This is a genomic window from Vibrio rubrogenes, assembly GCF_059641415.1.
Window position 1 is genome coordinate 54,403 of record NZ_JCARSY010000003.1, and the last position, 24,675, is coordinate 79,077.

General features: G+C 46.6%; 23 protein-coding genes. 10 read left to right on the forward strand and 13 right to left on the reverse strand.

Features of this window, described 5'->3' with window-relative positions; translation table 11 throughout:
- Positions 1-11: 11 nt before the first annotated feature.
- Positions 12-1,271 carry an inorganic phosphate transporter gene (locus AC55NX_RS03615; protein WP_059119883.1) on the reverse strand — a complete coding sequence of 420 codons (1,260 nt, stop codon included), beginning with the start codon at positions 1,269-1,271 and terminating at the stop codon, positions 12-14.
- A 130-nt stretch (positions 1,272-1,401) separates the two neighbouring features.
- Positions 1,402-2,082 carry a TIGR00153 family protein gene (locus AC55NX_RS03620; RefSeq protein ID WP_059119884.1) on the reverse strand — a complete coding sequence of 227 codons (681 nt, stop codon included), beginning with the start codon at positions 2,080-2,082 and terminating at the stop codon, positions 1,402-1,404.
- Between the two features lie 202 nt (positions 2,083-2,284).
- Between AC55NX_RS03620 and AC55NX_RS03625 the strand changes: the two genes are divergently transcribed.
- From AC55NX_RS03625 to hldE, 4 genes are all read left to right on the forward strand, one after another.
- On the forward strand, positions 2,285-3,805 hold the full coding sequence (locus AC55NX_RS03625) for a CYTH and CHAD domain-containing protein (RefSeq protein ID WP_496994496.1): 1,521 nt from the start codon (positions 2,285-2,287) through the stop codon (positions 3,803-3,805).
- 340 nt (positions 3,806-4,145) lie between these two features.
- Positions 4,146-5,402: a methyl-accepting chemotaxis protein gene (locus tag AC55NX_RS03630; protein WP_496994497.1), complete on the forward strand. Its 1,257-nt coding sequence runs from the start codon at positions 4,146-4,148 to the stop codon at positions 5,400-5,402.
- 160 nt (positions 5,403-5,562) lie between these two features.
- Positions 5,563-8,409, forward strand: a complete 2,847-nt coding sequence (gene glnE / locus AC55NX_RS03635; protein ID WP_496994498.1) for a bifunctional [glutamate--ammonia ligase]-adenylyl-L-tyrosine phosphorylase/[glutamate--ammonia-ligase] adenylyltransferase — start codon at positions 5,563-5,565, stop codon at positions 8,407-8,409.
- Positions 8,410-8,486: 77 nt separating this feature from the next.
- Complete coding sequence (gene hldE / locus AC55NX_RS03640) at positions 8,487-9,917, forward strand: bifunctional D-glycero-beta-D-manno-heptose-7-phosphate kinase/D-glycero-beta-D-manno-heptose 1-phosphate adenylyltransferase HldE (protein WP_496994499.1); 1,431 nt, start codon at positions 8,487-8,489, stop codon at positions 9,915-9,917.
- An 82-nt stretch (positions 9,918-9,999) separates the two neighbouring features.
- Here hldE and tolC read toward each other — a convergent pair whose 3' ends face one another.
- The gene (gene tolC / locus AC55NX_RS03645) at positions 10,000-11,307 is read right to left on the reverse strand and encodes an outer membrane channel protein TolC (protein ID WP_496994500.1); all 1,308 of its coding nucleotides are present in this window, start codon (positions 11,305-11,307) and stop codon (positions 10,000-10,002) included.
- Between the two features lie 233 nt (positions 11,308-11,540).
- Here tolC and nudF point away from each other — a divergent pair, with 233 nt between their 5' ends.
- From nudF to parC, 6 genes are all read left to right on the forward strand, one after another.
- Positions 11,541-12,170 (forward strand): ADP-ribose diphosphatase, encoded by a 630-nt coding sequence (gene nudF / locus AC55NX_RS03650; RefSeq protein ID WP_496994501.1) that lies wholly within the window; start codon positions 11,541-11,543, stop codon positions 12,168-12,170.
- The gene (locus AC55NX_RS03655; RefSeq protein WP_059119891.1) at positions 12,158-12,616 is read left to right on the forward strand and encodes a DUF1249 family protein; all 459 of its coding nucleotides are present in this window, start codon (positions 12,158-12,160) and stop codon (positions 12,614-12,616) included. Before nudF ends, AC55NX_RS03655 begins: the two co-directional genes overlap by 13 nt.
- 12 nt (positions 12,617-12,628) lie before the next feature.
- Entirely contained in the window at positions 12,629-13,450 is an 822-nt protein-coding gene (gene cpdA / locus AC55NX_RS03660; RefSeq protein ID WP_496994502.1) for a 3',5'-cyclic-AMP phosphodiesterase, read from the forward strand.
- A gap of 41 nt (positions 13,451-13,491) precedes the next feature.
- Complete coding sequence (gene yqiA, locus AC55NX_RS03665; protein ID WP_496994503.1) at positions 13,492-14,076, forward strand: esterase YqiA; 585 nt, start codon at positions 13,492-13,494, stop codon at positions 14,074-14,076.
- Between the two features lie 245 nt (positions 14,077-14,321).
- The gene (gene parE, locus AC55NX_RS03670; protein WP_059119894.1) at positions 14,322-16,202 is read left to right on the forward strand and encodes a DNA topoisomerase IV subunit B; all 1,881 of its coding nucleotides are present in this window, start codon (positions 14,322-14,324) and stop codon (positions 16,200-16,202) included.
- Between the two features lie 2 nt (positions 16,203-16,204).
- The gene (gene parC / locus AC55NX_RS03675; protein WP_496994504.1) at positions 16,205-18,499 is read left to right on the forward strand and encodes a DNA topoisomerase IV subunit A; all 2,295 of its coding nucleotides are present in this window, start codon (positions 16,205-16,207) and stop codon (positions 18,497-18,499) included.
- 86 nt (positions 18,500-18,585) lie between these two features.
- Here the strand turns inward: parC and AC55NX_RS03680 are convergent, their stop codons facing one another.
- The 10 genes from AC55NX_RS03680 to AC55NX_RS03725 form a co-directional block, all read right to left on the reverse strand.
- On the reverse strand, positions 18,586-19,068 hold the full coding sequence (locus AC55NX_RS03680) for a DoxX family protein (RefSeq protein WP_496994505.1): 483 nt from the start codon (positions 19,066-19,068) through the stop codon (positions 18,586-18,588).
- A gap of 10 nt (positions 19,069-19,078) precedes the next feature.
- Positions 19,079-19,828 (reverse strand): HvfC/BufC family peptide modification chaperone, encoded by a 750-nt coding sequence (locus AC55NX_RS03685; protein ID WP_496994506.1) that lies wholly within the window; start codon positions 19,826-19,828, stop codon positions 19,079-19,081.
- Positions 19,812-20,732 (reverse strand): MNIO family bufferin maturase, encoded by a 921-nt coding sequence (bufB, locus tag AC55NX_RS03690; protein ID WP_496994507.1) that lies wholly within the window; start codon positions 20,730-20,732, stop codon positions 19,812-19,814. Before bufB ends, AC55NX_RS03685 begins: the two co-directional genes overlap by 17 nt.
- Positions 20,733-20,747: 15 nt before the next feature.
- On the reverse strand, positions 20,748-21,023 hold the full coding sequence (locus AC55NX_RS03695) for a BufA1 family periplasmic bufferin-type metallophore (protein ID WP_496994508.1): 276 nt from the start codon (positions 21,021-21,023) through the stop codon (positions 20,748-20,750).
- Positions 21,024-21,111: 88 nt separating this feature from the next.
- Positions 21,112-21,303: a zf-HC2 domain-containing protein gene (locus AC55NX_RS03700; RefSeq protein ID WP_496994509.1), complete on the reverse strand. Its 192-nt coding sequence runs from the start codon at positions 21,301-21,303 to the stop codon at positions 21,112-21,114.
- Positions 21,300-21,926, reverse strand: a complete 627-nt coding sequence (locus tag AC55NX_RS03705) for an RNA polymerase factor sigma-70 (RefSeq protein ID WP_496994510.1) — start codon at positions 21,924-21,926, stop codon at positions 21,300-21,302. Before AC55NX_RS03705 ends, AC55NX_RS03700 begins: the two co-directional genes overlap by 4 nt.
- Before the next feature lie 243 nt (positions 21,927-22,169).
- Positions 22,170-22,373 (reverse strand): DNA gyrase inhibitor YacG, encoded by a 204-nt coding sequence (yacG, locus tag AC55NX_RS03710; protein WP_496994511.1) that lies wholly within the window; start codon positions 22,371-22,373, stop codon positions 22,170-22,172.
- Between the two features lie 23 nt (positions 22,374-22,396).
- Positions 22,397-23,137: a cell division protein ZapD gene (gene zapD, locus AC55NX_RS03715; RefSeq protein WP_496994512.1), complete on the reverse strand. Its 741-nt coding sequence runs from the start codon at positions 23,135-23,137 to the stop codon at positions 22,397-22,399.
- Between the two features lie 32 nt (positions 23,138-23,169).
- A complete protein-coding gene (gene coaE / locus AC55NX_RS03720) occupies positions 23,170-23,778 on the reverse strand; it encodes a dephospho-CoA kinase (protein WP_496994513.1) in 609 nt (202 codons plus the stop codon).
- A 1-nt stretch (position 23,779) separates the two neighbouring features.
- A complete protein-coding gene (locus AC55NX_RS03725) occupies positions 23,780-24,670 on the reverse strand; it encodes a prepilin peptidase (protein ID WP_496994514.1) in 891 nt (296 codons plus the stop codon).
- Positions 24,671-24,675 lie beyond the last annotated feature (5 nt).

Below are 24,675 nucleotides of genomic sequence, written 5' to 3' on the forward strand. Positions count from 1 at the left end.
GGTTGCACGCACTAAATGAAGATTTTTTCTAGCATATAATAGAAAACAACAGCAAGCAGAGCTCCAGCCGGTAACGTCACGACCCACGAGGCCACGATGTTACGCACAACACCAAGGTTTAATGCTGCAATACCACGGGCGAAACCCACACCGAGGACCGCACCAACCAGTGTTTGAGTGGTCGAAATCGGTAACCCGGTTCCAGACGCCAGAACAACGGTTGAAGCCGTTGCAAGCTGTGCAGCAAAACCACGGCTCGGTGTCAGTTCGGTGATTCCGGTTCCGACAGTTTCCATCACTTTATGTCCCAGCGTTGCGAGACCGACGACTATCCCCAATCCACCTAATGGCAGGATCCACCACGCAATCTGGCTTTTCCCTGAAATCTGACCAAGATTTTCGACAGTGGATACCACGGCTGACAATGGACCAATCGCATTCGCGACGTCGTTGGAACCGTGGGCGAATGCCATCGCACAGGCAGTAACGACCATCAGAACACTGAAAATGCTTTCTACACCAGAGAAACTGTGGTCCTCTTCCCGTTTTGAGAAGCGTTTTTGGATGTACAGGTAGCCTCCGACCATAACGAGTGCGGAAACAAACATGGCGGCAAGCCATGCTTCACCGGTACTCAGATGGAGACCTACGTGTTTCAGGCCTTTCTTAATGGTGACCAGTGCGATGACCATGGTGGTGATAAACATATAAACCGGAACAAAACGTTTGGCATTTTGGAGCGGATTTTCTGTATCGAATATCAGACGTTGTGCACTGACGAAAATGACATAGGCGAAGAAACCGGAGATAATCGGTGTAATAATCCAACTGCCGACAATTCCTTGAACGGAATGCCAGTCGACGGCTTCTGTTCCCAGAGTGATACAGGCAAAACCGATAATCGCCCCGATAATGGAGTGGGTTGTTGACACCGGCCATCCCATATACGAGGCCAGCAGGAGCCATGTGCCGGCAGCCAGAAGGGACGACATCATGCCATAAACAAGAATTTCAGGCTGTGCGACAAAGAGATTTGTTTCGATGACGCCTTTACGAATTGTGTCTGTTACTTCCCCACCGGCAAGATAGGCGCCGGCGAACTCAAAAACCATCGCAATAAAGATAGCTTGTTTTACGGTCAGTGCTTTAGAGCCAACTGATGTTCCCATCGCATTTGCTACATCATTTGCACCGATGCCGATCGCCATCAAGAAACCGAAGGCTGCTGCCACAAGAATCAAGATAGATCCGTAACTTACAAGGATATCCATCATAATACCTAGTTGTTGATAACTAGCGGAGCACGCGCGACTTTCTATCGTGGCCTATCATTTAGCCACAATAATTAGATTCAGAGACGCAATGTGTGAGTGCCCTTAGTTATTGTGAAAATCTATAATCTCAGGAACGAGAGAGCATTAGCTCTAAGCGAGCTCCCACACGTTGAGCTTGGTCAGCGATACCGCCAACCCACTCTAGAATTTTGTATAAGAACATCATGTCAATCGGATTATATTTTGACTCGATAGCCATCAACTGCTGACGCAGATGAATTTGCATCGTGTCGGTATCATCCTCAATAGCATCAAGTTGGTTGATCATTTCTGCAACCAGAGTGACTTCCCGGCCTTTAAATCCGGTTTCAAGGAGTTCATCCAGTTCACCGATGACTTTCTGGGCTTGAGTCGCCGCATCCAGACAACGTTTAACATAGGCAATGAAATCTGTTTGCAGTGGCTCTGGAATCATCAGCTCCCGACCATAAACCCGACCAGAGATATCTTTTGCGAGATTCGCAAGCTTATCTTGTTGGGTCAGTAGTTCGAGCATATCGGTTCGATCAACAGGAAGGAATAATCCGCGCGGCAGTTTCAGGCGGATTTCACGTTTGAGTACGTCGGCTTCTTTTTCCAGATGAGAAATCTGAGCCCGAATTTCGGCTGCTTTTTCCCAATCTTTCTGGAAAGTAACTTCAAAGAAGCTGATCAGGTAAGAACAGCATTCATTGACACAGACAACGTGTTTTTGCAAAGGTTTAATTGGGGACTTTGCAAATAACCCCATAATTGTATTCACTGGCATGTGACTCAATCCAAAAATATAACCTTACAAAGAACATACAACATTATGATGAAATGTTGAACATTGGCTATAAAGGCGCGCATGGTAACTCATTCGACGGTGCTTTAAAACCATTTTAGCGTATGAATGATATGTTATTTCTCACTTGCTCCTGTCCGAAATTGGCAATATCCTGTCGCTATCTGCCACGAAAGGTATTGTTATGGAAACTGAGATAGAACTGAAGTTTTTCGTTTCTCCTGAATATTCAGATGTTTTGCGTCGTAAGATTGCTCAGACCAAAGTTTTACAGCATCGTTGCCGTGAATTAGAGAATACATATTTTGATACGCCTGATAACTGGCTGCGTCAGCATGATATCGGCCTGCGAATCCGATGTTGCGATGGTGTCTATGTACAGACGGTGAAAACCGCTGGACGGGTGGTTGCCGGGTTACATCAGCGACCGGAATACAATGCCGAACATGATAGCAATACTCCTTCTCTCTCCCTTCATCCTCAAGATATCTGGCCGGAAGACCGCAGTACCGAGCAACTGGCCGCTGAACTTCACCCTCTCTTTTCAACGGATTTTACGCGTGAACAGTGGCTCGTCGGCATGCCTGATGGCAGTCAAATTGAAGTCGCATTCGATCAGGGAAAAGTGATAGCCGGAGAATCGGAAGACCCGATTTGTGAGGTTGAACTGGAACTAAAATCAGGTCAGACCGATGCTTTGTTTTCTCTGGCAAGAACATTGAGTGATGAAGGCGGCGTTCGTCTCGGCAATTTAAGTAAGGCTGCCAGAGGTTATCGACTGGCTTTCGGATACATGGGCGATGAAACGAAGCCTCTGGCTTTGGTTGAAACCACAGCCAATGATACGGTTGAATCTTGTTTTATCCATTCTTTGGAACATGCTTTAGAACACTGGCATTACCATGAGCAGATTTATGTCGAGAAGGCATCGGTCGAAGCGTTACATGAAATTCGTCATGCGATTTGTTTTATTCGTCAGACGCTGGCCGTTTATAGTGATATCGTGCCTCGACGTGCCAGTGCAATCTTACGTCAGGAACTCAAATGGCTGGAACAGGAATTGTCTTGGCTGAAAGCGTCCAATTATCTCGACTACCTCTGTGAAGACAAGGGCCATATTCTGCGCAAGCTGGATGCCCGGAAGTTCTTATTGGCGGAGCTTCGGAGTTTACAAGACGCTTTACCGTCAACGCAAGATGTGTTGAAGCTGTGTTATAGCTCCCGTTATGTCGGTTTGATTCTGGACTTGAGTCGTTGGATTTTGACCAAAGGCTGGCAGCCTTTTCTGAACGAGAAATCCCGAGTCATGATGGCGGAGTCGATTGAGCCGTTTTCAGCGGAGCAACTGGAGCGGACATGGAATGAGTTGTTAGCGGCTTTTCCTGCGGATAAGCAGTTTTCTAAACAGGATTATTTGATTCAACAGTATTGTCTGATGAGGAATTTATACACCGGGATTGGATTTGCCAGCCTCTATAATGAAAGTGAACGCCAGTCCTTTCGACTGCCATGGGCTGACTTGTTGCAAGGTATTGATGATCTTTTAACGCTTGAACCATTAGAGCAGCAGGTTGATAAGTTGGAAGGCGATCAGCAAGAGCAATTAAAACGGTGGTTGATTCGGCAGGAAAACTCGATCCTTCATGCCATGGAGCAAACCAGAAACATCAGTATGGCTGTGACGCCTTATTGGAAACATGTATAACTTGAAAAATTGAATCGCTGCGTCGGGATGATGTAGTCGATGTTCCCACTACTTGTCTTTTGTTGTCTTTTGTTGTCTTTTGCATCATTAGCATGAAGAAAAGACTACAGAACAACTCCGATGAGTCGATATACCTGTTGTAGTTTGAGCTCCAAATCCGTCTGTCAGTGTGGATAGTCTAAAAATATAGGGTATCTACGCTGTTCTTGATGACCTTCATAATGTTTGGATATGAATTTTGGTATGCTCCTTCTATTGTTATTGTAATCATAAAAATAAGACATAGTGATTTAGTGGGAATGATTGAATTAGGAAAATTAGGACTTAGTGGAGACGGATCATGACAAAACTGGCTTTTAAGCCTTGGGAACGGGTAATTACGGATATTCGCCTTGTTCCTAAGATGGTGATGCTGATGGTATTCAGTACGATATTGATAGTTGCAAAACAGCTCTGGGATGCCAGTGTGTTTTACTCAGCTCTTTTAGATGCCACAAATAATGTTCAGATTGCACAACATCACTATGAAGCCTATATCACACAAGTTGTTTGGCAGACATTATTGTTAATTATTGTATTCATTGTCCTGTTGCTGTTTGCAGCGAGGGTGATGTTAAGACAGACGCAGTATATAAGCGATGCAATTAAGACCATGGCAAACCGGGATTTATCTGAACCGGTTGAGATGGAATGTAAAGATGAATACGGTGATGTCGCCAGAGAGCTTGAGAAAACTCGCCGTCAATTGCAGGACATGATCAAACTTCAAATCACTAGTTCTCAGGAATTATCCGGTTTGACTGAAGTGATGACAATCAGTATGTCCGAGACAAAAGAATCGGCACAAGAAGAGTTCAATGAAATTGACCAGTTAGCGACCGCAATGAGTGAAATGTCCTCTACAGTCCATACGGTTGCCGACCATGCACAAAGTGCTTCCTCGCTGACTGAGCAGGCTTCTTCCCGAGCCAAAACTGGGCAGGAGTTTGTTCAGGGGACCGTCTTGAAAATGCGCGATCTCTCATCTGATATTTCTGAATCAGCACAAGCGGTCAATCAGGTTGAGGAGCGGGTTGTGGCCATTAGTAGCGTCGTCGGCACAATCCAAAGTATTTCTGAACAGACAAATTTATTGGCACTGAATGCCGCGATTGAAGCTGCCCGTGCCGGTGAAGCGGGTCGAGGGTTTGCTGTGGTTGCTGACGAAGTCCGTAATCTTGCTCAGAGAACCCAACAGGCAACGGTTGAGATTCAGGATATGATTTCTCAACTTCAAAGCAGTGCGAATTCAGCCGTAGGGCTGATGGAAAAGAGTGTTGTTGAAGCAGCAGACGGTGTGGAATTGGTCACGAATGCGGGCAGTGAACTGGATGGTATTGTTGAACAAATTCAGCAAATCAATGATATGAATTTCCAAATCGCCAGTGCTGCCGGCCAACAGAGTAGTGTTGCCGAGGAGATGAATCAGAACCTGACGAATGTCCGTGAGTTGGTCGAAGCTTCCGTCACTGTGGTCAGTGAGTTACTGGAAACATCAGAAATCATGCAGAGTAATGCTGAGGAACTGGATCATAAGATTACTTCATTCAAAGTATGATCCCGTTGTGAAATTGTAAGCGCTCACTTAGGGGCTTGTGAACTTTCGTGGTCTAATCACGTTGGCGCATTCCTTCAAGTGGGCGTTTTTTTTAATCATGTTTCTCAAGTTGCTATGACTCATCACCGTTTTGTGAGGCACCGATAATAAGAGGCTGTAAATGCAATTACCATCCGAACTCCAGACATTATCCGATTTAAATTATCAGCGGTTGACGGAAAAACATCCGATCATCTTATCTTGGTCTGCATCTTTAACTGAACAATTGAAATATGTTTTGGGGTTGAGTGATTTCCTTTATGAAGCGTTAATGCGTGATGCGCAGTTGTGCGAGATATTTCCGTCAATGATTGAGAGTCAATCCCGGGTTGATGATTATCGGCAGCAGTTACAAAAGCAATTGGTTACAGAGCCGGATGAAGCGACGGGAGAGCATATTCTGCGTACGGTGAGAAACCGGGAAATGTTTTATATTGCCTGGCGTGATTTTCTGGCGGACTGGCCACTTGAAGAAAGTTTGCATCATCTCTCAGAATTAGCGGAAGCATTGATTTTTGAAACATATCAATGGCAATACGCCCTTTGCTGCAAGCTGTGGGGAACACCGGTCAACCAAGCGGGTGAGACCCAGCCCATGTTAATTATCGGGATGGGAAAGCTGGGCGGCGGAGAACTGAATTTTTCATCCGATATCGATTTGATTTTTACCTATCCGGACAATGGTGAAACGCAAGGGGTGCGAAAAAGTATTGCGAATGCGCAATTCTTTACGCGACTGGGGCAGAGAATCATTAAGAGCCTTGATCAGCAGACAGCCGACGGTTTTTGCTATCGTGTCGATATGCGACTCAGACCTTTTGGCGATAGCGGCCCGCTGGTGATGAGTTTTGCGGCATTAGAAGACTATTATCAGGAACAGGGAAGAGACTGGGAACGTTATGCGATGGTTAAAGCACGCGTGATGGGGCGCGAAATGTATGCGTGCTATCAGGAGCTGAGACAGATGCTACGTCCTTTCGTGTTTCGTCGTTACATTGATTTCAGTGCGATTCAGTCGCTGCGCCGAATGAAGTCGATGATTCAAAGTGAAGTTCGTCGCCGAGGATTGGTGAATAATATTAAACTCGGTGCGGGCGGCATCCGGGAAATCGAGTTTATTGTCCAATCCTTTCAGCTGATTCGTGGAGGACGCGAACCGAGTTTAAGAAAACGCAGCTTATTAGAAACACTGGATGCGGTTCTGTCGCTAGGGTTGCTCGGTGAGAGTGATGTGACTTCGTTGCAACAGGCATATTTATTTTTAAGGCGTGTGGAAAACCTGCTTCAGGCCTTGGCGGATAAACAGACGCAGACCTTACCCGATGATTCATGTTCCCGACAGCGCCTCGTCACGGCTTTAGGGATGGATTGTTGGGAGACACTTCTTCAGGACATTCAGGCTCATATGGACCGAGTGCATCAAATCTTCAGAGATCTGATCGGCGATGAAGATGATAGCGAAGAGGCACCGATTGAGCCGGTATATCAAGAGCTTTGGGATATGGCGGATAAACCGGAAGTCGTCGCTGATATCCTGCAAAAAGATCTGGCTTTAGCTGCTGAAAGCAAAGTGGCGGATGTGTTGCTGCAATTTAAAACCGAACTGGCTAAAAAAACCTTGGGACCTCGCGGCCGGGAAGTGATAAATCATTTAATGCCGAAAGTGTTCCAGGCCGTTTTCCGTCATCCTGACGCTCAGTTCGGTTTCCCCCGGGTTTTGTATCTGTTGCAACGTATCTCCACCCGAACTACCTATCTGGAGCTGCTCGATGAGCATCCCGCAGCACTGATGCAATTAACCCGCTTATGTACTGCGAGTCCGATGATTTCTGAGCAGTTGGCTCGCTATCCCATTTTGCTCGACGAATTACTTGATCCACACCAGCTTTATCATCCGATTCCGCTTGATCAATACCGTGTGGAGTTGCGAGATTTTCTAGCTCGTATTCCTCAGGATGATATGGAACAGCAAATGGAAGGTTTGCGTCAGTTCAAACAGATCTGTTTGCTGCGTATTGCCGCAGCCGATATTGCCGAAGTGCTGCCGGTGATGAAAGTGAGTGACCACCTCACTTATTTGGCTGAGGCGATTGTGGAAGCTGTTGTTCATCAGGCATGGGAGCAGTTAAAAGAGAAGTATGGGGAGCCGACGCATCTCAATCAGCGTCATGGCAAAGGGTTCGCGGTTATCGGATACGGTAAAGTCGGCGGTTGGGAGCTGGGCTATAACTCCGATCTGGATTTAGTTTTTCTTCATGATTGCCCGGCCAATATTAATACCGACGGTCACAAAGAAATTGATGGCCGGCAATTTTATCTGCGTCTGGCACAACGCATCATTCATATTTTCTCGGTGCGAACGGCTTCCGGTATTTTATATGACGTTGATATGCGCCTCAGACCCTCGGGAGCCTCGGGCTTATTAGTGGCACCGGTCAGTGCTTTTGCCGAATACCAGCATCAGGAAGCGTGGACATGGGAACATCAGGCGCTTGTTCGTGCACGAATGATTTATGGGGATGAACTGCTGGCTGAGGCATTTGTGCAAACGCGTCATCAGGTGTTGAGCCTTGCCAGAGATGAAATCGTCCTGAAAAAAGATGTGGTTGAGATGCGAGAGAAAATGCGTCAGCACCTCTCGGAGAAAAAACCGGGTCGTTTTATGCTGAAACAGGATCGGGGCGGGATCACGGATATTGAATTTTTGGCGCAGTATCTGGTGCTTTGTTATAGCAGTCAGTACCCGGAACTGACGCGGTGGTCGGATAATGTCAGAATTTTCGAGTCATTGATGACGGCCGGTATGATGTCACAGGAACAGATGCAAGCACTGACTGAGGCTTATACCACCATGAGAGACCAAATCCATCATCGTAATTTGCTGAATCTGGATGCGGATGTGAGTCAGGATAAATTCTTGGCAGAACGTGAAGTGGTGACTCAGGCTTGGCAACAGTGGCTGGGATAATATCTCAGAGAGTGGTTATTCAGCCTGTGATTCGGCTGTGATAAACTCTGAACAAATCGAAAAACTGGAGATTTCTAATGAAGCCAATTCTACCTGACTATAATCAAGCAGGTGTTTTAATTGTTGGTGATGTCATGCTTGACCGTTACTGGTATGGGCCAACTGGGCGAATTTCACCGGAAGCCCCGGTTCCTGTTGTGAAAGTCGAACATAATGAGGAACGTCCGGGGGGGGCAGCAAACGTTGCTATGAATATTGCATCGCTTGGTGGGCAGGCACATATTGTCGGATTAACCGGACAAGACGAGCCCGCCGCAGTTTTGGAAGAAAAGCTGACTTCATTAAATGTTCATTGCTACTTTGTAGCCTTACCTTCTTATCCCACGATTACCAAGTTACGTGTCTTAAGTCGTGGACAACAGTTAATCCGTCTTGATTTTGAAGATAAATTCGAGAATACCGATCCCGAGCTGGTATTGTCTCGCATGGAAAGTGCGCTCCCTCATGTTCGCTCCGTCATTCTGTCTGATTATGCCAAAGGGGCACTCGAGCATGTGCAGCAGTTTATTCAGAAAGCCAAACAGTTCGGCGTGCCGGTCTTTATTGATCCGAAAGGGGCTGATTTCGAACGCTATCGTGGCGCGACGTTGTTAACACCGAATATGGCTGAGTTTGAAATGGTGGTCGGCAAGGTTCATTCAGAAGATGAGCTGGTTGCCAAAGGGTTTGCATTAATTGATAAATATGAACTCGATGCATTGCTCGTGACGCGAAGTGAACATGGAATGACCTTGTTGCGTCGTGGTCATGAACCTTTCCACTTACCGACGCTGGCCAAGGAAGTTTATGATGTGACAGGGGCGGGAGATACGGTGATTTCCGTTCTGGCAGCTTCGGTTGCCGCAGGAAAACCATTGGATGAAGCCTGTGCGTTGGCCAATGCGGCCGCTGGGATCGTCGTTGGCAAAGTCGGAACATCAACGGTCTCGACGATTGAACTGGCGGAAGCGATTCACGGCAGTCAGGACACCGACTTCGGGGTTGTGAGTGAGAAAGCATTAATCGAAGCTGTCAAAAAAGCGCAGGCCCGTGGCGATAAAGTGGTCATGACCAATGGTTGTTTCGATATCCTTCATGCCGGACATGTCTCTTATCTCAATCATGCGGCACAACTGGGTGATCGTCTGATTGTGGCTGTGAATACCGATGAGTCGGTGAAGCGCTTGAAAGGCCCCGGTCGTCCGGTCAATCCGACCGATCGTCGCATGGCGGTTCTGGCTGGGTTAGGCGCGGTCGATTGGGTTGTCCCGTTCAGCGAAGATACTCCGCAACGTCTGATTGCGACTGTATTACCAGATCTACTGGTCAAAGGTGGTGATTATCGTCCTGAAGAGATCGCGGGTGGTCAGGAAGTGATTGCTGCTGGTGGGGAAGTCCGGGTGCTTAACTTTGAAGATGGCTGCTCGACGTCTGAAATTATTGAAGCGATCAAAGGTGGTCGTGGCTAATTGCCCTGCCCGTATGAGCTGTCGCATTCAAACAAAAAAAGCCAGCATTGCTGGCTTTTGGGTCAATATGGTGGGTGTTTAATTATTTCAGGCCCGCATTGATAGCGAGAATATCTTGCTCGTTTAATGTCCCGACTGCCTGTTTTAACTGAAGCACATTCAGGATGTAGTCATAACGAGCATCCGACAGATTTCTGTTTGCATCATAGAGGCGACGGGTTGAATCCAATACATCCACGATGGTCCGGGTTCCGACATCAAAACCAGCTTCAGTGGCTTGTAGTGCCGATTTGGCTGATACGACCGCTTGTTGGTAAGCCCGGATCGCTTCTATAGAAGCATTGATGTTGTTATTGTATGCCCGAACATTTTTGATGACGCTACGATAACTTGCTTCAAGATCCTGACTGGCTTGTGTTAAACCATATTCAGCTTGCTTGGTCTCTGAGGTAATTTTACCACCGGTATAAAGTGGTATTGAGAGGTTAACTCCGACACTCACACTATTGATCGGATCGTAGGTGCTATAGTACGAATTTGACGGTTCATATTCATGTTTGATGCCATAACCCGCATCCAGACTTAGATTTGGTAGATGTCCTGAACTGGCTAAAGCAATTTTCTCACGAGCAATATCTTGCGAGATTCTGGCCGTCAAAAGCGATAAATTCTTCTTCTGGGCTTCATTTACCAGCTCATTCATCGTCTTATCCATTCTACTGGCAGAAAAACGATCGGTATCCAATGGGCTGAGATGATCATGTTCCTGACCGGTAATTTCCCGAATGGCTTCGTAGCTGTTGGTCAGGCTATTTTCAGCTAAAACTTCATCAGCAAGAACACTATCATATTGTGCCTGAGCATCGTGAACATCGGTAATCGCAGATAAACCGACTTCAAAACGTTGTTTGGTCTGTTCCAGTTGACGCGCAACAGCATTTTTTTCAGCACGTACAAAAGCAAGGTTGTCTTTGGCTCTAAGCACTTCAAAGTAAGCTTGGGCAACCCGTAAAATGAGATTTTGCTGTGTTTGTGCATATTGGGAATCAATTTGGCGAGCTGATTTTTCGGCGATGCCCAGATTCAGCCAACTGTTTCTGTCATAAAGCGTCTGAGATAACGTTACATCTGCTGACCATCGCTTGCTATCTGCAATATCTTTATTACTACTGATAATGTTGTAACCTGTTGACAGGTTAATCTGTGGTAATAATTCTCCCCGAGTTGACTTTATTGCTTCATAGGCTGAGTCTCGTTGTGCCGCAGCGCTAAGCAACTGGGGGTCATTTTGTTTGGCTTGGTCATAGATTTCCGTAAGGGTATCTGCCCAAACGATTGGGGACAGACTTCCCAGAGTGATACTGACGCATAGTGGGAGCAGTTTTTTCATTCTTCCTATTCCTGCAATATTGTCATGAGAGATTGCGCTCGTTAGTTTAACTTAAATTTCCTAAGAAGTGCTCGGGCAGTTTGTCATTTTTCTGGTTAATTATCCATCTGTATAGTAAACAAATTACTTAATTTAACTATTTTAGTAATTTTTATATAAAAAATTGAGCTGCATCCTTGGTACGTAAACTCTTACATGGTTAAATTTAAAGATTCAAATGGAGAATAGAAAGAATGCGATCATCACAAAAAGAGCCGACACAATTTTCTGCTCAAGATTTGCAGGTTGTCAAAAAAGAGACACTTTTTGACGGCTTCTTCAAAATGGTAAAGTATTATTTCAAATATAGGCAGTTTGAAGGCGGCTGGAGTCGGGTTGTTGAACGGGAAATGTTTGTACGGGGACCTGCTGCTGCAATACTTCCTTACGATCCAGTGCTTGATCAGGTGGTCTTAATTGAGCAAATACGTGTTGGTGCGCTTGAAAACCAGCATCCATGGCAGTTTGAAGTCGTTGCCGGGATTGTCGAAGAAGGGGAATCTTCGGAAGACGTGGTTCGTCGCGAAGCGGTCGAAGAAGCGGGACTCGATGTCGAACGGATTGTGCCGGTCACGTCATACTATCCTTCATCTGGCGGATGCAATGAAATGATTGACGTCTATGTCGGTGAAGTAGATGCCTCTATAGCGCATGGTGTTCATGGGTTGGATGGGGAAGATGAGGATATTCGTGTCCATGTGCTAAGTCGGGAAACGGCTTACGACTGGGTGAAGACGGGTAAGATTGAAAATGGTGCCTCCATTATCGCGCTACAATGGTTGGCGTTAAACTGGGAAGAACTGAAGATACAATGGCAGAAGTAGCAATGAAAAAACCGTATCATGTTGATTTACCGGAACTGATGCGGGTCTATGAAACAAACTATGCAAAACTAAATGCGTTGTTGCCAGCGATGCACAGTGCTGAGGATGTGCGTTGTTACCAAGCCTTGCGTATGAATTATCAACTCGAAGTCATGGAAGTAACCAAATATACGACCTTGGTTAAAATATGTCAGAGTGATGATGTGGCTGTATTTCCGCTACCGACCATGTCTGTCAGGTTATATCATGATGCACGTGTTGCTGAGGTGTGCAGCGCTGAGCAGATACACCGATTAAAGCCTCGTTACGACTACCCTAACGATAGCATGGTACAAAAAGATGAAAAGGCTCAGACCAACCGTTTTTTGGGGGATTGGCTGACCTTTTGTTTAAAGCATGGTATTACTCGTGCACCGATTAATATCCGAGATCGATCATCTTCATAAGGTTAAGTAGATTTGGACGTATCGTTTCACACCGAACATCTTGATAGTATAAAACTGCTTCAGATGACCGATACTCATTTGTTTGCTTCTGATGAGGGCAGCTTGCTCAGCGTCAATACGGCAAATAGTTTTAAAGCGGTCGTGCAAGAAGTCATCGCGAGAGAAGTCGATTATCAGCTTATTCTGGCAACCGGAGATATCTCTCAGGATCATTCTGAAGCTTCCTATCAGTTGTTTGTTGACGGTATTGCGCCTTTGCAGAAGCCTTGTTTATGTCTGCCGGGAAACCATGATGAGCAGATCGCGATGAAAACCATTCTGGCGAATTCTCAAGTCATCCAGCCGAGACATGTGACAGTGGGTGCTCACTGGCAGATGATTCTGCTTGACTCACAGGTCTCCGGAGTTCCCTATGGTTATATCAGCCCGGAGCAGCTGCAACTGATGGACGACATTTTACGTGAGACTCAGGCAAGGCATACGCTTATCTTGCTCCATCATCACCCGTTGTTAGTCGGCAGCCGTTGGTTGGATCAGCATACGTTGAAAAATAGCGATGCGTTCTGGGATATTCTGTTGCAATACCCTCACGTCAAAGGCGTGATATGTGGTCATGTTCATCAGGTAATGGAACGCGATTATCATGGGATTCAGGTGATGTCTACACCCTCGACTTGTGTTCAGTTTAAACCGCACTCCGATGACTTTGCACTGGATTTGGTCTCTCCCGGCTGGCGTGAGCTGGAACTTCATCCTGACGGACAACTGACGACACAAGTTGGTCGTTTGAAGCAAGGTCTTTTCTTACCCGATTTCTCAGCAAACGGATACTGATAACAGATAATCACCCGCGTAGACAGAAGATGAGGCAATCAATGCGTAAACCTTCTTTATTGATCTATATTCACGGTTTTAACAGTTCCCCTTTATCCCATAAAGCGATGATCATGCAGCAATACTGCCGTGATTATCGCCCTGACATGCGGGTGATTGTGCCACAACTTCCCTGCTTCCCCGAAGCTGCTGCCCGGATGCTTTGTGAGTTGATTCGAGAGAAACAGCAAGAATATCGTATTGGTCTGGTGGGTAGCTCGCTCGGTGGCTATTTGTCTATCTGGCTGAACTCACAGTTTCATCTCAGAGCGGTGGTCGTCAATCCAGCGGTTCGCCCTTACGAATTGTTACAAGACTATCTTGGCGAACAAGTGAATCCATACACCGACGAAAAATATACTCTGGCGGCTTGTCATATCGAGGAGCTTAAAGCGCTGGATATTGAGGTGCTGCCTGACCCGGCCCAGTTTTGGCTGTTACAACAAATGGGCGATGAAGTGCTGGATTATCGTCAGGCTGTTGACAAATTTCGCAATTCTCGACAAACCGTAGAACAGGGGGGCGATCATAGTTTTGTTGGCTTTGAACGCTACGCTGCTGCTATTCTTGAGTTTCTGGAACTTTGACATGCATTGAGAAAAGTGTCAGAAACTAAGGCCGAAGCCTGACAGATGCTTGACAGGAAGCCTTCTCTTCCAGACTATACCTCAAACATCAACGGGAAAGGGGAGGATTGAAGTCTCTATCGCTTCCCACGTATGATGTGTGCCATACAAATAAACTTTTTTCAGTGACAACTGTAAATAGTCTCGAAATGTTTACAGATTGAGCGCAGAGTTAGAATCATTGATTGATATAAGCATCCCGAAATATGACTGAACAATATAATGCTGGTGCCATTGAAGTATTGAATGGCTTAGAACCAGTACGTCGCAGACCTGGGATGTATACCGATACCGCACGTCCGAACCATTTAGGTCAGGAGGTCATTGATAATAGTGTTGATGAAGCGTTAGCCGGGTATGCATCGAAGGTCCAAGTTATTCTTCATTCTGACCAATCTCTGGAAGTGATCGACAACGGGCGAGGCATGCCTGTTGATATTCATCCGGAAGAGAAAGTCTCAGGCGTTGAGCTGATCATGTGTAAGCTTCATGCCGGAGGAAAATTTTCCAATAAAAATTATCAGTTCTCCGGTGGTTTGCACGGGGTGGGTATTTCGGTCGTCAATGCCTTGTCCAAACGTGTCGAAGTTACGGTTCGGCGTGATGGACAGGTCTATGAGATTGCATTTGAGCATGGCGATAAAGTCTCTGATCTGACAGTGACCGGTACCTGTGGTCGTAGAAATACAGGTACCAGCGTTCACTTCTGGCCGGATAGCAGCTACTTTGATTCAGGTAATTTTTCGGTTTCCCGACTGATCAATAACCTGCGTGCCAAAGCGGTGTTATGTCCCGGTCTCGAAATCACTTTCGAAGATAAAGTCAATGGTAATGATTACCGTTGGTTCTACGAAGACGGTCTGAAAGATTATCTGGCAGAAGGTGTGAAAGGGTATACGCTTTTGCCCGAGGAACCTTTTACCGGTGAGTTTAAAGCTGAAATTGAAGCTGCGACCTGGGCTGTCATTTGGCAACCCGAAGGTGGTGATATGATCACCGAAAGTTACGTCAACCTGATTCCGACCCCATTAGGCGGGACGCATGTCAACGGATTGCGTCAAGGGTTACTCGATGCCATGCGTGAGTTTTGTGAGTTCCGCAACTTGTTGCCGCGAGGCGTCAAGCTCACGGGTGAAGACGTTTTTGATCGTTGTTCCTATGTGCTGTCTGTCAAAATGCAGGATCCGCAGTTTGCCGGTCAAACTAAGGAGCGCCTGTCATCGCGTCAAACCGCAGCATTTGTTTCCGGCGTTGTCAAAGACGCATTCAGTCTATGGCTGAACGAAAAACCACAACTGGCGGAGCTATTGGCGGAAGTCTGTATTGCGAATGCCCATCGTCGGATGCGAGCCAGCAAAAAAGTCGTCCGCAAAAAAATTGCTTCAGGGCCAGCGCTGCCGGGGAAACTGACAGACTGTACCGTTCAAGATCTGAGCCGCACCGAATTGTTTTTGGTGGAAGGGGATTCCGCCGGAGGGAGCGCCAAGCAGGCCAGAGATCGTGAGTTTCAGGCTGTTATGCCACTGCGGGGGAAAATTCTGAACACATGGGAAGTGTCAGCCGATCAGGTGCTGGCTTCACAGGAAGTTCATGATATTTCGGTGGCTTTGGGGATCGACCCTGATAACGATGATCTGGATAATCTGCGTTACGGTAAAGTTTGTATTCTCGCGGATGCGGATTCGGATGGTCTGCATATTGCAACCCTATTATGTGCGCTATTTACGCGCCACTTTCCTGCATTGGTGCGCGCCGGACATGTCTATGTTGCGATGCCTCCTCTTTACCGAATCGACTGTGGTAAGGAGGTTTATTATGCATTGGATGATCAGGAAAAAGATGGCGTGTTAGAACGCCTGAGTCAGAAAAAAGCCAAAATCAACGTGCAGCGTTTTAAAGGACTGGGGGAGATGAATCCACTTCAGTTACGTGAAACAACTATGGATCCGAATACACGCCGTCTTGTTCAACTCACGATCGACGATATCGAAGCGACTGATGAGATGATGGATATGCTCCTCGGGAAGAAAAGAGCGGACGACAGAAGATCTTGGTTGCAACACAACGGTGACTTGGCAGAGGTATAAAGATGGCAACAGAAATCAGTTTTGATGGAGTAGAACAGCTGCCGTTACGTAAATTTACGGAAGACGCATACCTGAACTACTCGATGTACGTCATTATGGACCGTGCACTGCCTTACATCGGTGACGGTCTGAAACCGGTTCAGCGCCGTATTATTTATGCGATGTCGGAGCTTGGGCTATCTGCTTCGGCCAAATATAAAAAATCGGCACGGACCGTCGGGGACGTGCTGGGTAAATATCATCCCCATGGTGACTCAGCCTGTTATGAAGCAATGGTTCTGATGGCACAACCTTTCTCTTACCGTCATCCGCTGGTGGATGGTCAAGGGAACTGGGGGGCGCCGGATGATCCGAAATCTTTTGCAGCGATGCGTTATACCGAAGCCAAACTGTCTCGTTTTGCGGAAGTTCTATTGGGTGAACTCGGACAAGGGACGGTTGAATGGCAGCCGAACTTTGATGGCACCATGGATGAGCCACAAATGCTGCCGGCTCGTTTACCGCATATCCTGCTCAATGGTGTGACGGGGATTGCTGTGGGAATGGCAACCGACATTCCACCGCATAATGTCCGGGAAATCGCGAATGCTACCATTCATCTCATCGATAAACCTCAAGCTGGTTTAGAGGAGATCATGGGGTATGTTCAGGGACCGGATTATCCGACGGAAGCAGAAATCGTCTCTGCGCGTACCGATATTGAAAAAATATATCGAACCGGTCGTGGCAGTATCAAAATGCGTGCGGTTTGGCATAAAGAAGGTGGTGATATTGTTATCACCGCTCTGCCTCATCAGGTTTCCGGTGCCAAACTGTTAGAGCAGATCGCCAGCCAGATGCGAGCGAAGAAATTGCCGATGGTCGAAGATCTGCGCGATGAGTCTGACCACGAGAATCCGACGCGGATTGTCATCGTGCCGAGTAAGAAAAAAGTCGATTGTGACGTCCTGATGAATCATCTGTTTGTGTCGACTGATTTAGAAAAAAGCTTCCGCGTGAACCTGAATATGATTGGTCTGAACAATCGTCCTCAGGTGAAAGGGTTAGTGGAAATCTTGTCAGAATGGCTTGAATTCCGCCGTAATACGGTCAAGCGTCGCTTGCAGCACCGGTTGGATAAGGTTCTGGCAAGATTACACATTCTTGAAGGCTTGCTGGTTGCCTATCTGAATCTCGATGAAGTCATCGAGATTATCCGCAACGAAGATGAGCCGAAAGAAGTTCTCATGGCTCGTTTCGGAATTTCTGAAATTCAAGCGAATGCGATTTTGGATACGCGTTTGCGTCATTTAGCGAAACTGGAAGAATTCAAAATTCGTGCTGAGCAAGGAGAGCTGGAAAAAGAGCGGGATAAATTAGAGCAACTGCTTGGTTCGGAGCGTCGTTTGAATACGCTGCTGAAAAAAGAGTTGAAAGCCGATGCCGAAAAATATGGTGATGACCGTCGTTCTCCGTTAGTTGAAAGAGCGGAAGCCAAAGCTCTGACGGAAAGAGAATTGGTGCCGAGTGAGCCGATTACGGTGATCTTGTCGGATAAAGGCTGGATTCGCCATGCCAAAGGTCATGACATCGATTGTCAGGGGCTGAATTACAAATCGGGTGACCAGTATCTGGCTCATGCGTGTGGGAAAAGTAATCAGCAGGCGGTCTTCTTCGGCAGTGATGGCCGCAGTTATTCACTTGAAGCGCACACCTTGCCTTCAGCCCGTTCTCAGGGCGAGCCGATTACCGGGCGTCTGAATGTTGCGGAAGGCACGCAAATCCGTCAGGTGGTGATGGGCGATGAAGATCAACTATGGCTGGTGGGCTCGGATGCCGGATATGGTTTTGTCTGTAAAGGCAGTGATTTTCTGTCTAAGAACCGTAGTGGTAAAGCGTTGGTGAACTTACCGAATAACGCACTGATCATGACGCCGCAGCCGCTGAACAGTTTAGAATCCGATGAAATTATGGCGATCACCAATCAGGGCCGCATGTTGTTATTCCCGATTAAAGATCTGCCTCAACTGGGTAAAGGCAAAGGCAACAAGATCATTAATATTCCTTCGGCGAAGGCCAAAGAAAGAGAAGAGTTTGTCTCTCACCTGATGGTGCTGCCGCAAGGCGCTGCGATTACGATCTATGCAGGCAAACGTAAGCTCGGGCTGAAGCCGGATGATCTGGAAAACTTCCGGGGCGAACGAGGCCGCAGAGGTGCATTATTGCCGCGTGGTCTGCAACGGGTGACCCGGATTGATATCGAAGATTTGGCTGCTGAGGAAGGTGCGCAACATCAAGCTGGCAGTGATGATGCTTGACTGAACTGACATGCTTTACTGAAATGCAACAGACTAACTGGGCGATGAAGATCGCCCAGTTTTTTTATGCGTCGATTTTTGATTGATTAGCTTGCCGGGTGATGGCGGTGAAAACGCAGTAGATAATCCAATGAGATTGCCCCGGCGCCTTTGTACATGATCCAGGCACTCAGCGCCAGCCAAGTGGCATGTGTCGGATAAGCATCCGGGTAAACAAAAACCTGAATCACCAGTGTCATGCCAAAAATTCCCAGCGCAGCAAAGCGACTCATCAGACCGGTGAGCAATAAAATAGAAAGCAGATGTTCGGCAATGGTAGCAAGGTAAGCGGCCAACACATAAGAAATGATCGGTAGGTTGTATTCATATTCAAACAGCGCAAATGTGCTGTCCTTGACGGTCGGCCAGCCCAGATGAATTGGGCCGGAAATTATATTCAAAGCAAAGCCTTCGATTTTGGTTTGTCCGGAGAGCCAGAAAATTGCAGCGAGGCCAAAGCGACTCAGCAGTAAAATAATCGACTCAGTCCACGGAGAGGCCGAGACTTTCTTCAGCAGTGGCAGTGACATAAACAGGCTCCTATTGTGGCAAAATCGCTCGGATAATGGGTTTTTGCAATAGCGTTGAAAATAACGCCGGAAAATGGGAAGACGTGATGGACTGACTCGCTTGCGCTAGTGTGACACCTTGCCGTAATTGCTGAAGTAAGTGGTATTCATCCACAGACAGAGGGTAGAAAACCCCATAATGGTCTCTTTTAGTCAGTAGTAGGTACTCACTTTTATCCCAATGAATATCCTGAATTATGACCTCTGAATTTGGCTGGTGGGCCTGATAAATCAAGCCAACAGCATAAGAGGTCTGCCATAACAAACAGGGCTCAGCGAGTTGCCAGACTGATTGTGTTGGGTCGGCGCATTCTGCCAGATGTTGTTGAATGTCAGTCACGGAGAGTACCGGCATATCAGCTGCATGAGTCAATTGCAGTAACTGATATTCCAGTTGGGCTAATTCACTGAAGTAAGGCAGCGATGAAAGCTGTGGTATTGAGCGGGAAAACTCAGCAAATTGCGCCCCATACTCGCTCAATATTGGTGAAGTTGGCGGATAACGTTGAATAAAATGCCCCGCCAGCATGCGGAAAAAATCGTCACCGACAACCTGCTTGCAGACAGGGTAGATCTCTTCCAGTGCTTCGGTCAGTGAGTGATAGACATTGTTGCGGTAAACGGCAAAGCGAGCTTGTTTTTCTGCGGTTGATGTTGCGTCGATTTGTGGCAGTACTTCATCGTTTTGCATCAGGATCGACTGACTAAATTGCTGTTGCATGATCGGCCCCTGACTCTGATTGAAACGTGCGTTGAATACGAGTTCGTATCTGATCAGCCATTGTGGCCTGCTGTTGTAGTACGGCAAGTTCCGGGAGTTGCCCGTCCCATTCAATTAACGTGGGCTTATCTCCCCACTTCTGTAAGGTATATTGATAGAGCTGCCAGACGTCATCAGTGACTTCTCGGTCATGGCTGTCAATTCTTAGTGGTACTGTCTCATTTTGGTCAGTCGCATATCCGGCCAGATGAATTTGTCGTACAGACTGACCGGGAAATTGATCGATATATTGGTAGGGATCCTGCTGATGATTAAAACAGGAGACGGCAACATTATTGACGTCAAGTAGCAACTGGCATCCGGTCCGCTGGATGATCGTGCTGATAAATTCCAGCTCACTCATAGTTGTTGTTTTGAAGCGCAAATAGGTGGATGGATTTTCCAATAGCATGGGGCGCTTCAACTGTTCCTGAATCTGCTCAATGTTCGCACAAACTTGCCCGAGCGTTTTCTCCGTATAAGGGAGTGGGAGTAAGTCATTGAAAAAATGACTGAAATGGCTGGACCAAGCCAAATGCTCTGAAAAAACCAGCGGTTCGATCCATTCAACCAGTTGTGCGACTTTTTTCAGATGTTCCCGGTTCAATGGTGATTCGCCACCGATCGAGAGGCCAACTCCATGAACAGTGATCGGATAATGTGCTCGAATCTTTTCCAGATAGTAGCGGTTGGGGCCTCCGGCAGAAAGATAGTTTTCAGCATGGATTTCAAAAAAACCGACCGACGGTTTTTCTGTCAGAATAGTCTGATAGTAACAGGGTTTTAAGCTCACCCCGCTTCGGGGGGGAAAGCCCGAAGACGTTTGCACGTCTTCGGCGGATGGGGTTGGACGAGTCTCAATCATCGCGAGAAGCTCGGCTTAGAATGCTTTGAGCTGACCATGGCCTGTCGGCGAGGTTTCTGATTTCATCTCCATACAGGTTCCTTTAGGAACAAACTTCCATGCATCTCCCTGATAATCTGTTTTCGATGTACCGGCACAAGACGTTCCGGGGCCGGCTTTACAATCATTTTGCCCGGCAAGTGCGACCCCGTAGCATTTTTCTTTACTGGCTGCATGAGCCGGTAGTGTTGCTGCCGAGAGTGCAACTGCAGTTGTCAGAACGAAAGCCAGAGATGTTTTTGATGTGTTCATAGTGTTTTCCTCACAAGTGTATTGTCTGATTCCCTTATTCGACGGATGAACAAGGGGAGGTATTACACAAAAAATGGAAAAAAATTTATTATTCTTTATCTTTCAATTCTGCATGCATGTAACTTTTTGATAAAAAACGGATATCATCCATTTGCTTACCGAATCGGCGGCAACTGCTACACATACCTGTATGGAGGCGCAGGGCTAATTTCTCTTTGGTTGTGAGTGTTCGCTCCATTCGCTCGGAAAGAAGGCGTGTGGCTTGTTTACAGTTCATCATCGTTCCTCCGACAGATACCAGTTATTTTCTAAACACTCCCTGAGTCTGAGACGAGCACGGTAGAGCGTGACATTGAGATGACTGACCGAGATGTCTTCATTGTGACAAATCTCCGGGGTTGCCAGTTCAAGAAACTCGCGCATCATGAACAATCGACCATAGCGTTCGGGTAAGGCATTCAGGCAGGTATCGAATACGCGCCAAAAATGCTCATTTTCAATACAACTGTCAGGTTGTTGCCATTTCACCGGGCGCTCATGTTTATGCCAGTGACCATGTTGATCAAACAGCTTTTCCATCAAGGCATCGCCTTGAGTACAGTCTCCTTGTTCAAGCTGACTGGCAACAGTGGTGCGCTTTTCTTTTCTCAGTAAATCGATCAACTTGTTTTTGAGAATGGCAAAAATCCAAGTTTTCAGCGCGGCTTGCTGTTCGAACTTATCGATATGTTGATACGCGGCAATCATCGCTTCTTGGACTGCGTCCTCGGCCAGTTGCTCGTCTTGAACCTGCAACTGGGCAAATTTCAACATCTGTTGCCTTAACGGTTGAATAAACTGCTCATCATCAAAGAGATGTTGTGAAAAAGTATTGGGTTGAATATCTGAATCGGCTAATGTCATTCAATATCTCAATAAAAAGGAACTCTGTTAGTTTAGACGAATCTTGAATCAATTCCTTACAGTGCATTTTTATTTTTTATGGATCAGATGGCAGAGCCGCGTTCCGTCATCGCATGCTCTTTCGAATGACTGGATAGCAACTGATGAACGGCTGGATTTGACGTATATCTTATCGGAGAGGAATAGAAAGAGGAAAATTACCGGGGAATATAGACATCCGCCCGATTTGAGCGGATGTGCAGGTTAATCGAGATCGTCTTCTGACCAACCATCCGTATCGGAGATATCGGGAGCACTGGGGATGACATTTTCTTCATTAGCCCAACTGCCAAAGTCGATCATTTGGCATTTTTTACTACAAAATGGGCGGAAGGGACTTTGCTCTCCCCAGACAACAGCGGTGCCACATTGAGGACATTGAACGGTTGTGATTTTTGGATTTGTCATAATTCTCTACATAGTTCAGTTCGTTAGCAACAAACTGCCAGCTCAAACTGAATATCGCAAGCGCTGGCCTGATTGGTTTCAAATTCAATAAATTTTATCGCAAAACGGTTTTTGTGTCCTGAGATCATGGGATAAACCCCATATTCCAGAGGAATCAGCAGGCGGAGAATATTCGCATCTTCGGCATCACTCTGATAAAAGCCTGATTTTGCCGTATACGCACGGTACTGACCTGTTTCCCGGGCGAGTTTGAGCCATAGACTCAGCGCAGATGATAGTGGTTTCAGGGTTTGGAGCCAAGTCAAAGCATCCTGCTGTTTTTGTTCGGTCGATGTATGTAGCCAGTAATGCAGTGCCGGCAAATCAAAACAGCATGAACCTCCGGGAAGATTAAATCGCTGACGGACAGAGATCAGAAAGCGATCTTCTTTGAGTGAGACGCCAAACCGTTCTGCATTCATCAGATTTGAGTGGACTTCATCGACTTCTCTCAGTAACGCCAGTAAGGTATTTTGATCGACCCCGTCAACGTTCAACCAATTTCGGTACATGATGCGTTGCTTTTCGATATCTTTCGCCAGTTCACTGCGTAGTTGGATCTGTTCAAAGATATCAAGCAGGTCAAATAATGCCCGGAAAAAAAGCTGATATTGGTCACTATCATCAAATTGAGATGCACGATGAAGTTGGGCCAGCAGGGCTTCGACTCTCAGATAAATTCGAGTCTTTTCATTCAGAGGATGTTCGAATTGATGAATCGTCATTTCGCTAGCCTTTGTTTATATCCGTATTATTTTCACAAATTTCTGCCGCTCATGGCTAGGTACTTTTGGTGTAATTCTGTGATTTGAGGCAGAAGTTGATGGTTTTCTGCACTATTGTCAATCACATCATCGGCCACGGCAAGGCGTTCAGCTCTTGTCGCCTGAGCAGAAAGTATATTCTGAGCGTGCGAATCACTGATTCCGTCACGGAGCATTGTACGCTGAATCTGCACCGCTTCATCCACATCGACAACTAAAATTCGGTCAGCCATCGACTGGAGTTGATTTTCAACTAAGAGAGGGATGACTAACAATGCATAAGGAGAGGTGGTACGAGTGAGCGCACGCTGCATTTCTTGTCTGATCATCGGATGGAGGAGTTGATTCAGCCACAATTTTTCATTCACATCGGTAAAGATAATCTCTCTTAGACGCGGGCGATTTAATGTGCCGTCATCGTTGAGAATGTCTTGACCGAAATGTGCTGTAATAGCTGCCAGCCCTGTGGTGCCGATGGCGACCACCTCTCTGGCAATGACATCCGCATCAACGATATCAATAGCAAAGTGTTGATGAAAAAGCTCGGCTACCGTTGTTTTCCCGCTCGATATACCTCCGGTCAACCCGACAACGAATGTCATATTACGCTCCTAACACAATTGATGTATACCAGCTCATCATCGGATCGCCCCAGATGAGACTGATCCATCCGGCAATCGCCAGAGAGGGGCCGAATGGAAAGGACGGATTACTTTGCTTACTTGTCAAAACTTGCTTTCTTATCAAAAGTAGTGTGACACCTAAAATGATGCCAATCACGGAGGACAATAAAATCACCATCGGTAATGTTTGCCAGCCGATCCATGCGCCGATGGCGGCAAGATATTTAAAGTCGCCGTATCCCATGCCTTCTTTTTTAGTCAGCAGTTTAAAAATCCAGTAAATAGACCAGAGTGATAAATAGCCGGCAACTGCGCCGATTACCGCATCGGATAGCGGCAGTGGATTGATATGTGTCAGTGAGAGTAATAACCCAAGCCAGATTAGCGGGATGGTTAAATTGTCGGGAAGTAACATCTGGTTGAGATCGATACATGCAGCGGCAATGCTGATATAAGTAAACATGAGCAATGCCAGCGTGTAATAGGTCATGCCACCATGAATTGCGATGATGCCGCTTGCCAGTGCCGTAACAAGCTCTACCAGTGGATATTGTACTGATATCCGTTCTCCGCAGTCTGCACATTTACCACCGAGCAGTAACCAGCTAAACAGTGGGATATTATGCCAAATCCGGATTCGGTGGTGACAGTGCGGACAGAATGATGCCGGGAGACTGAGTGAAATCTGTTCTTTCTTGGTCGGTGCAGGAATATCGTATTCGGGGAAAGCTTCGGCAAATTCTTGTTTCCAGCTTGTGACCATCATCTGTGGTAAACGATAGATGACGACATTAAGAAAACTGCCGATGATGAGACCGAAGAGGCTCGCAAAAACAGGAAATAACCAAGGATAAATCAAAAATGCATCCATTCAAC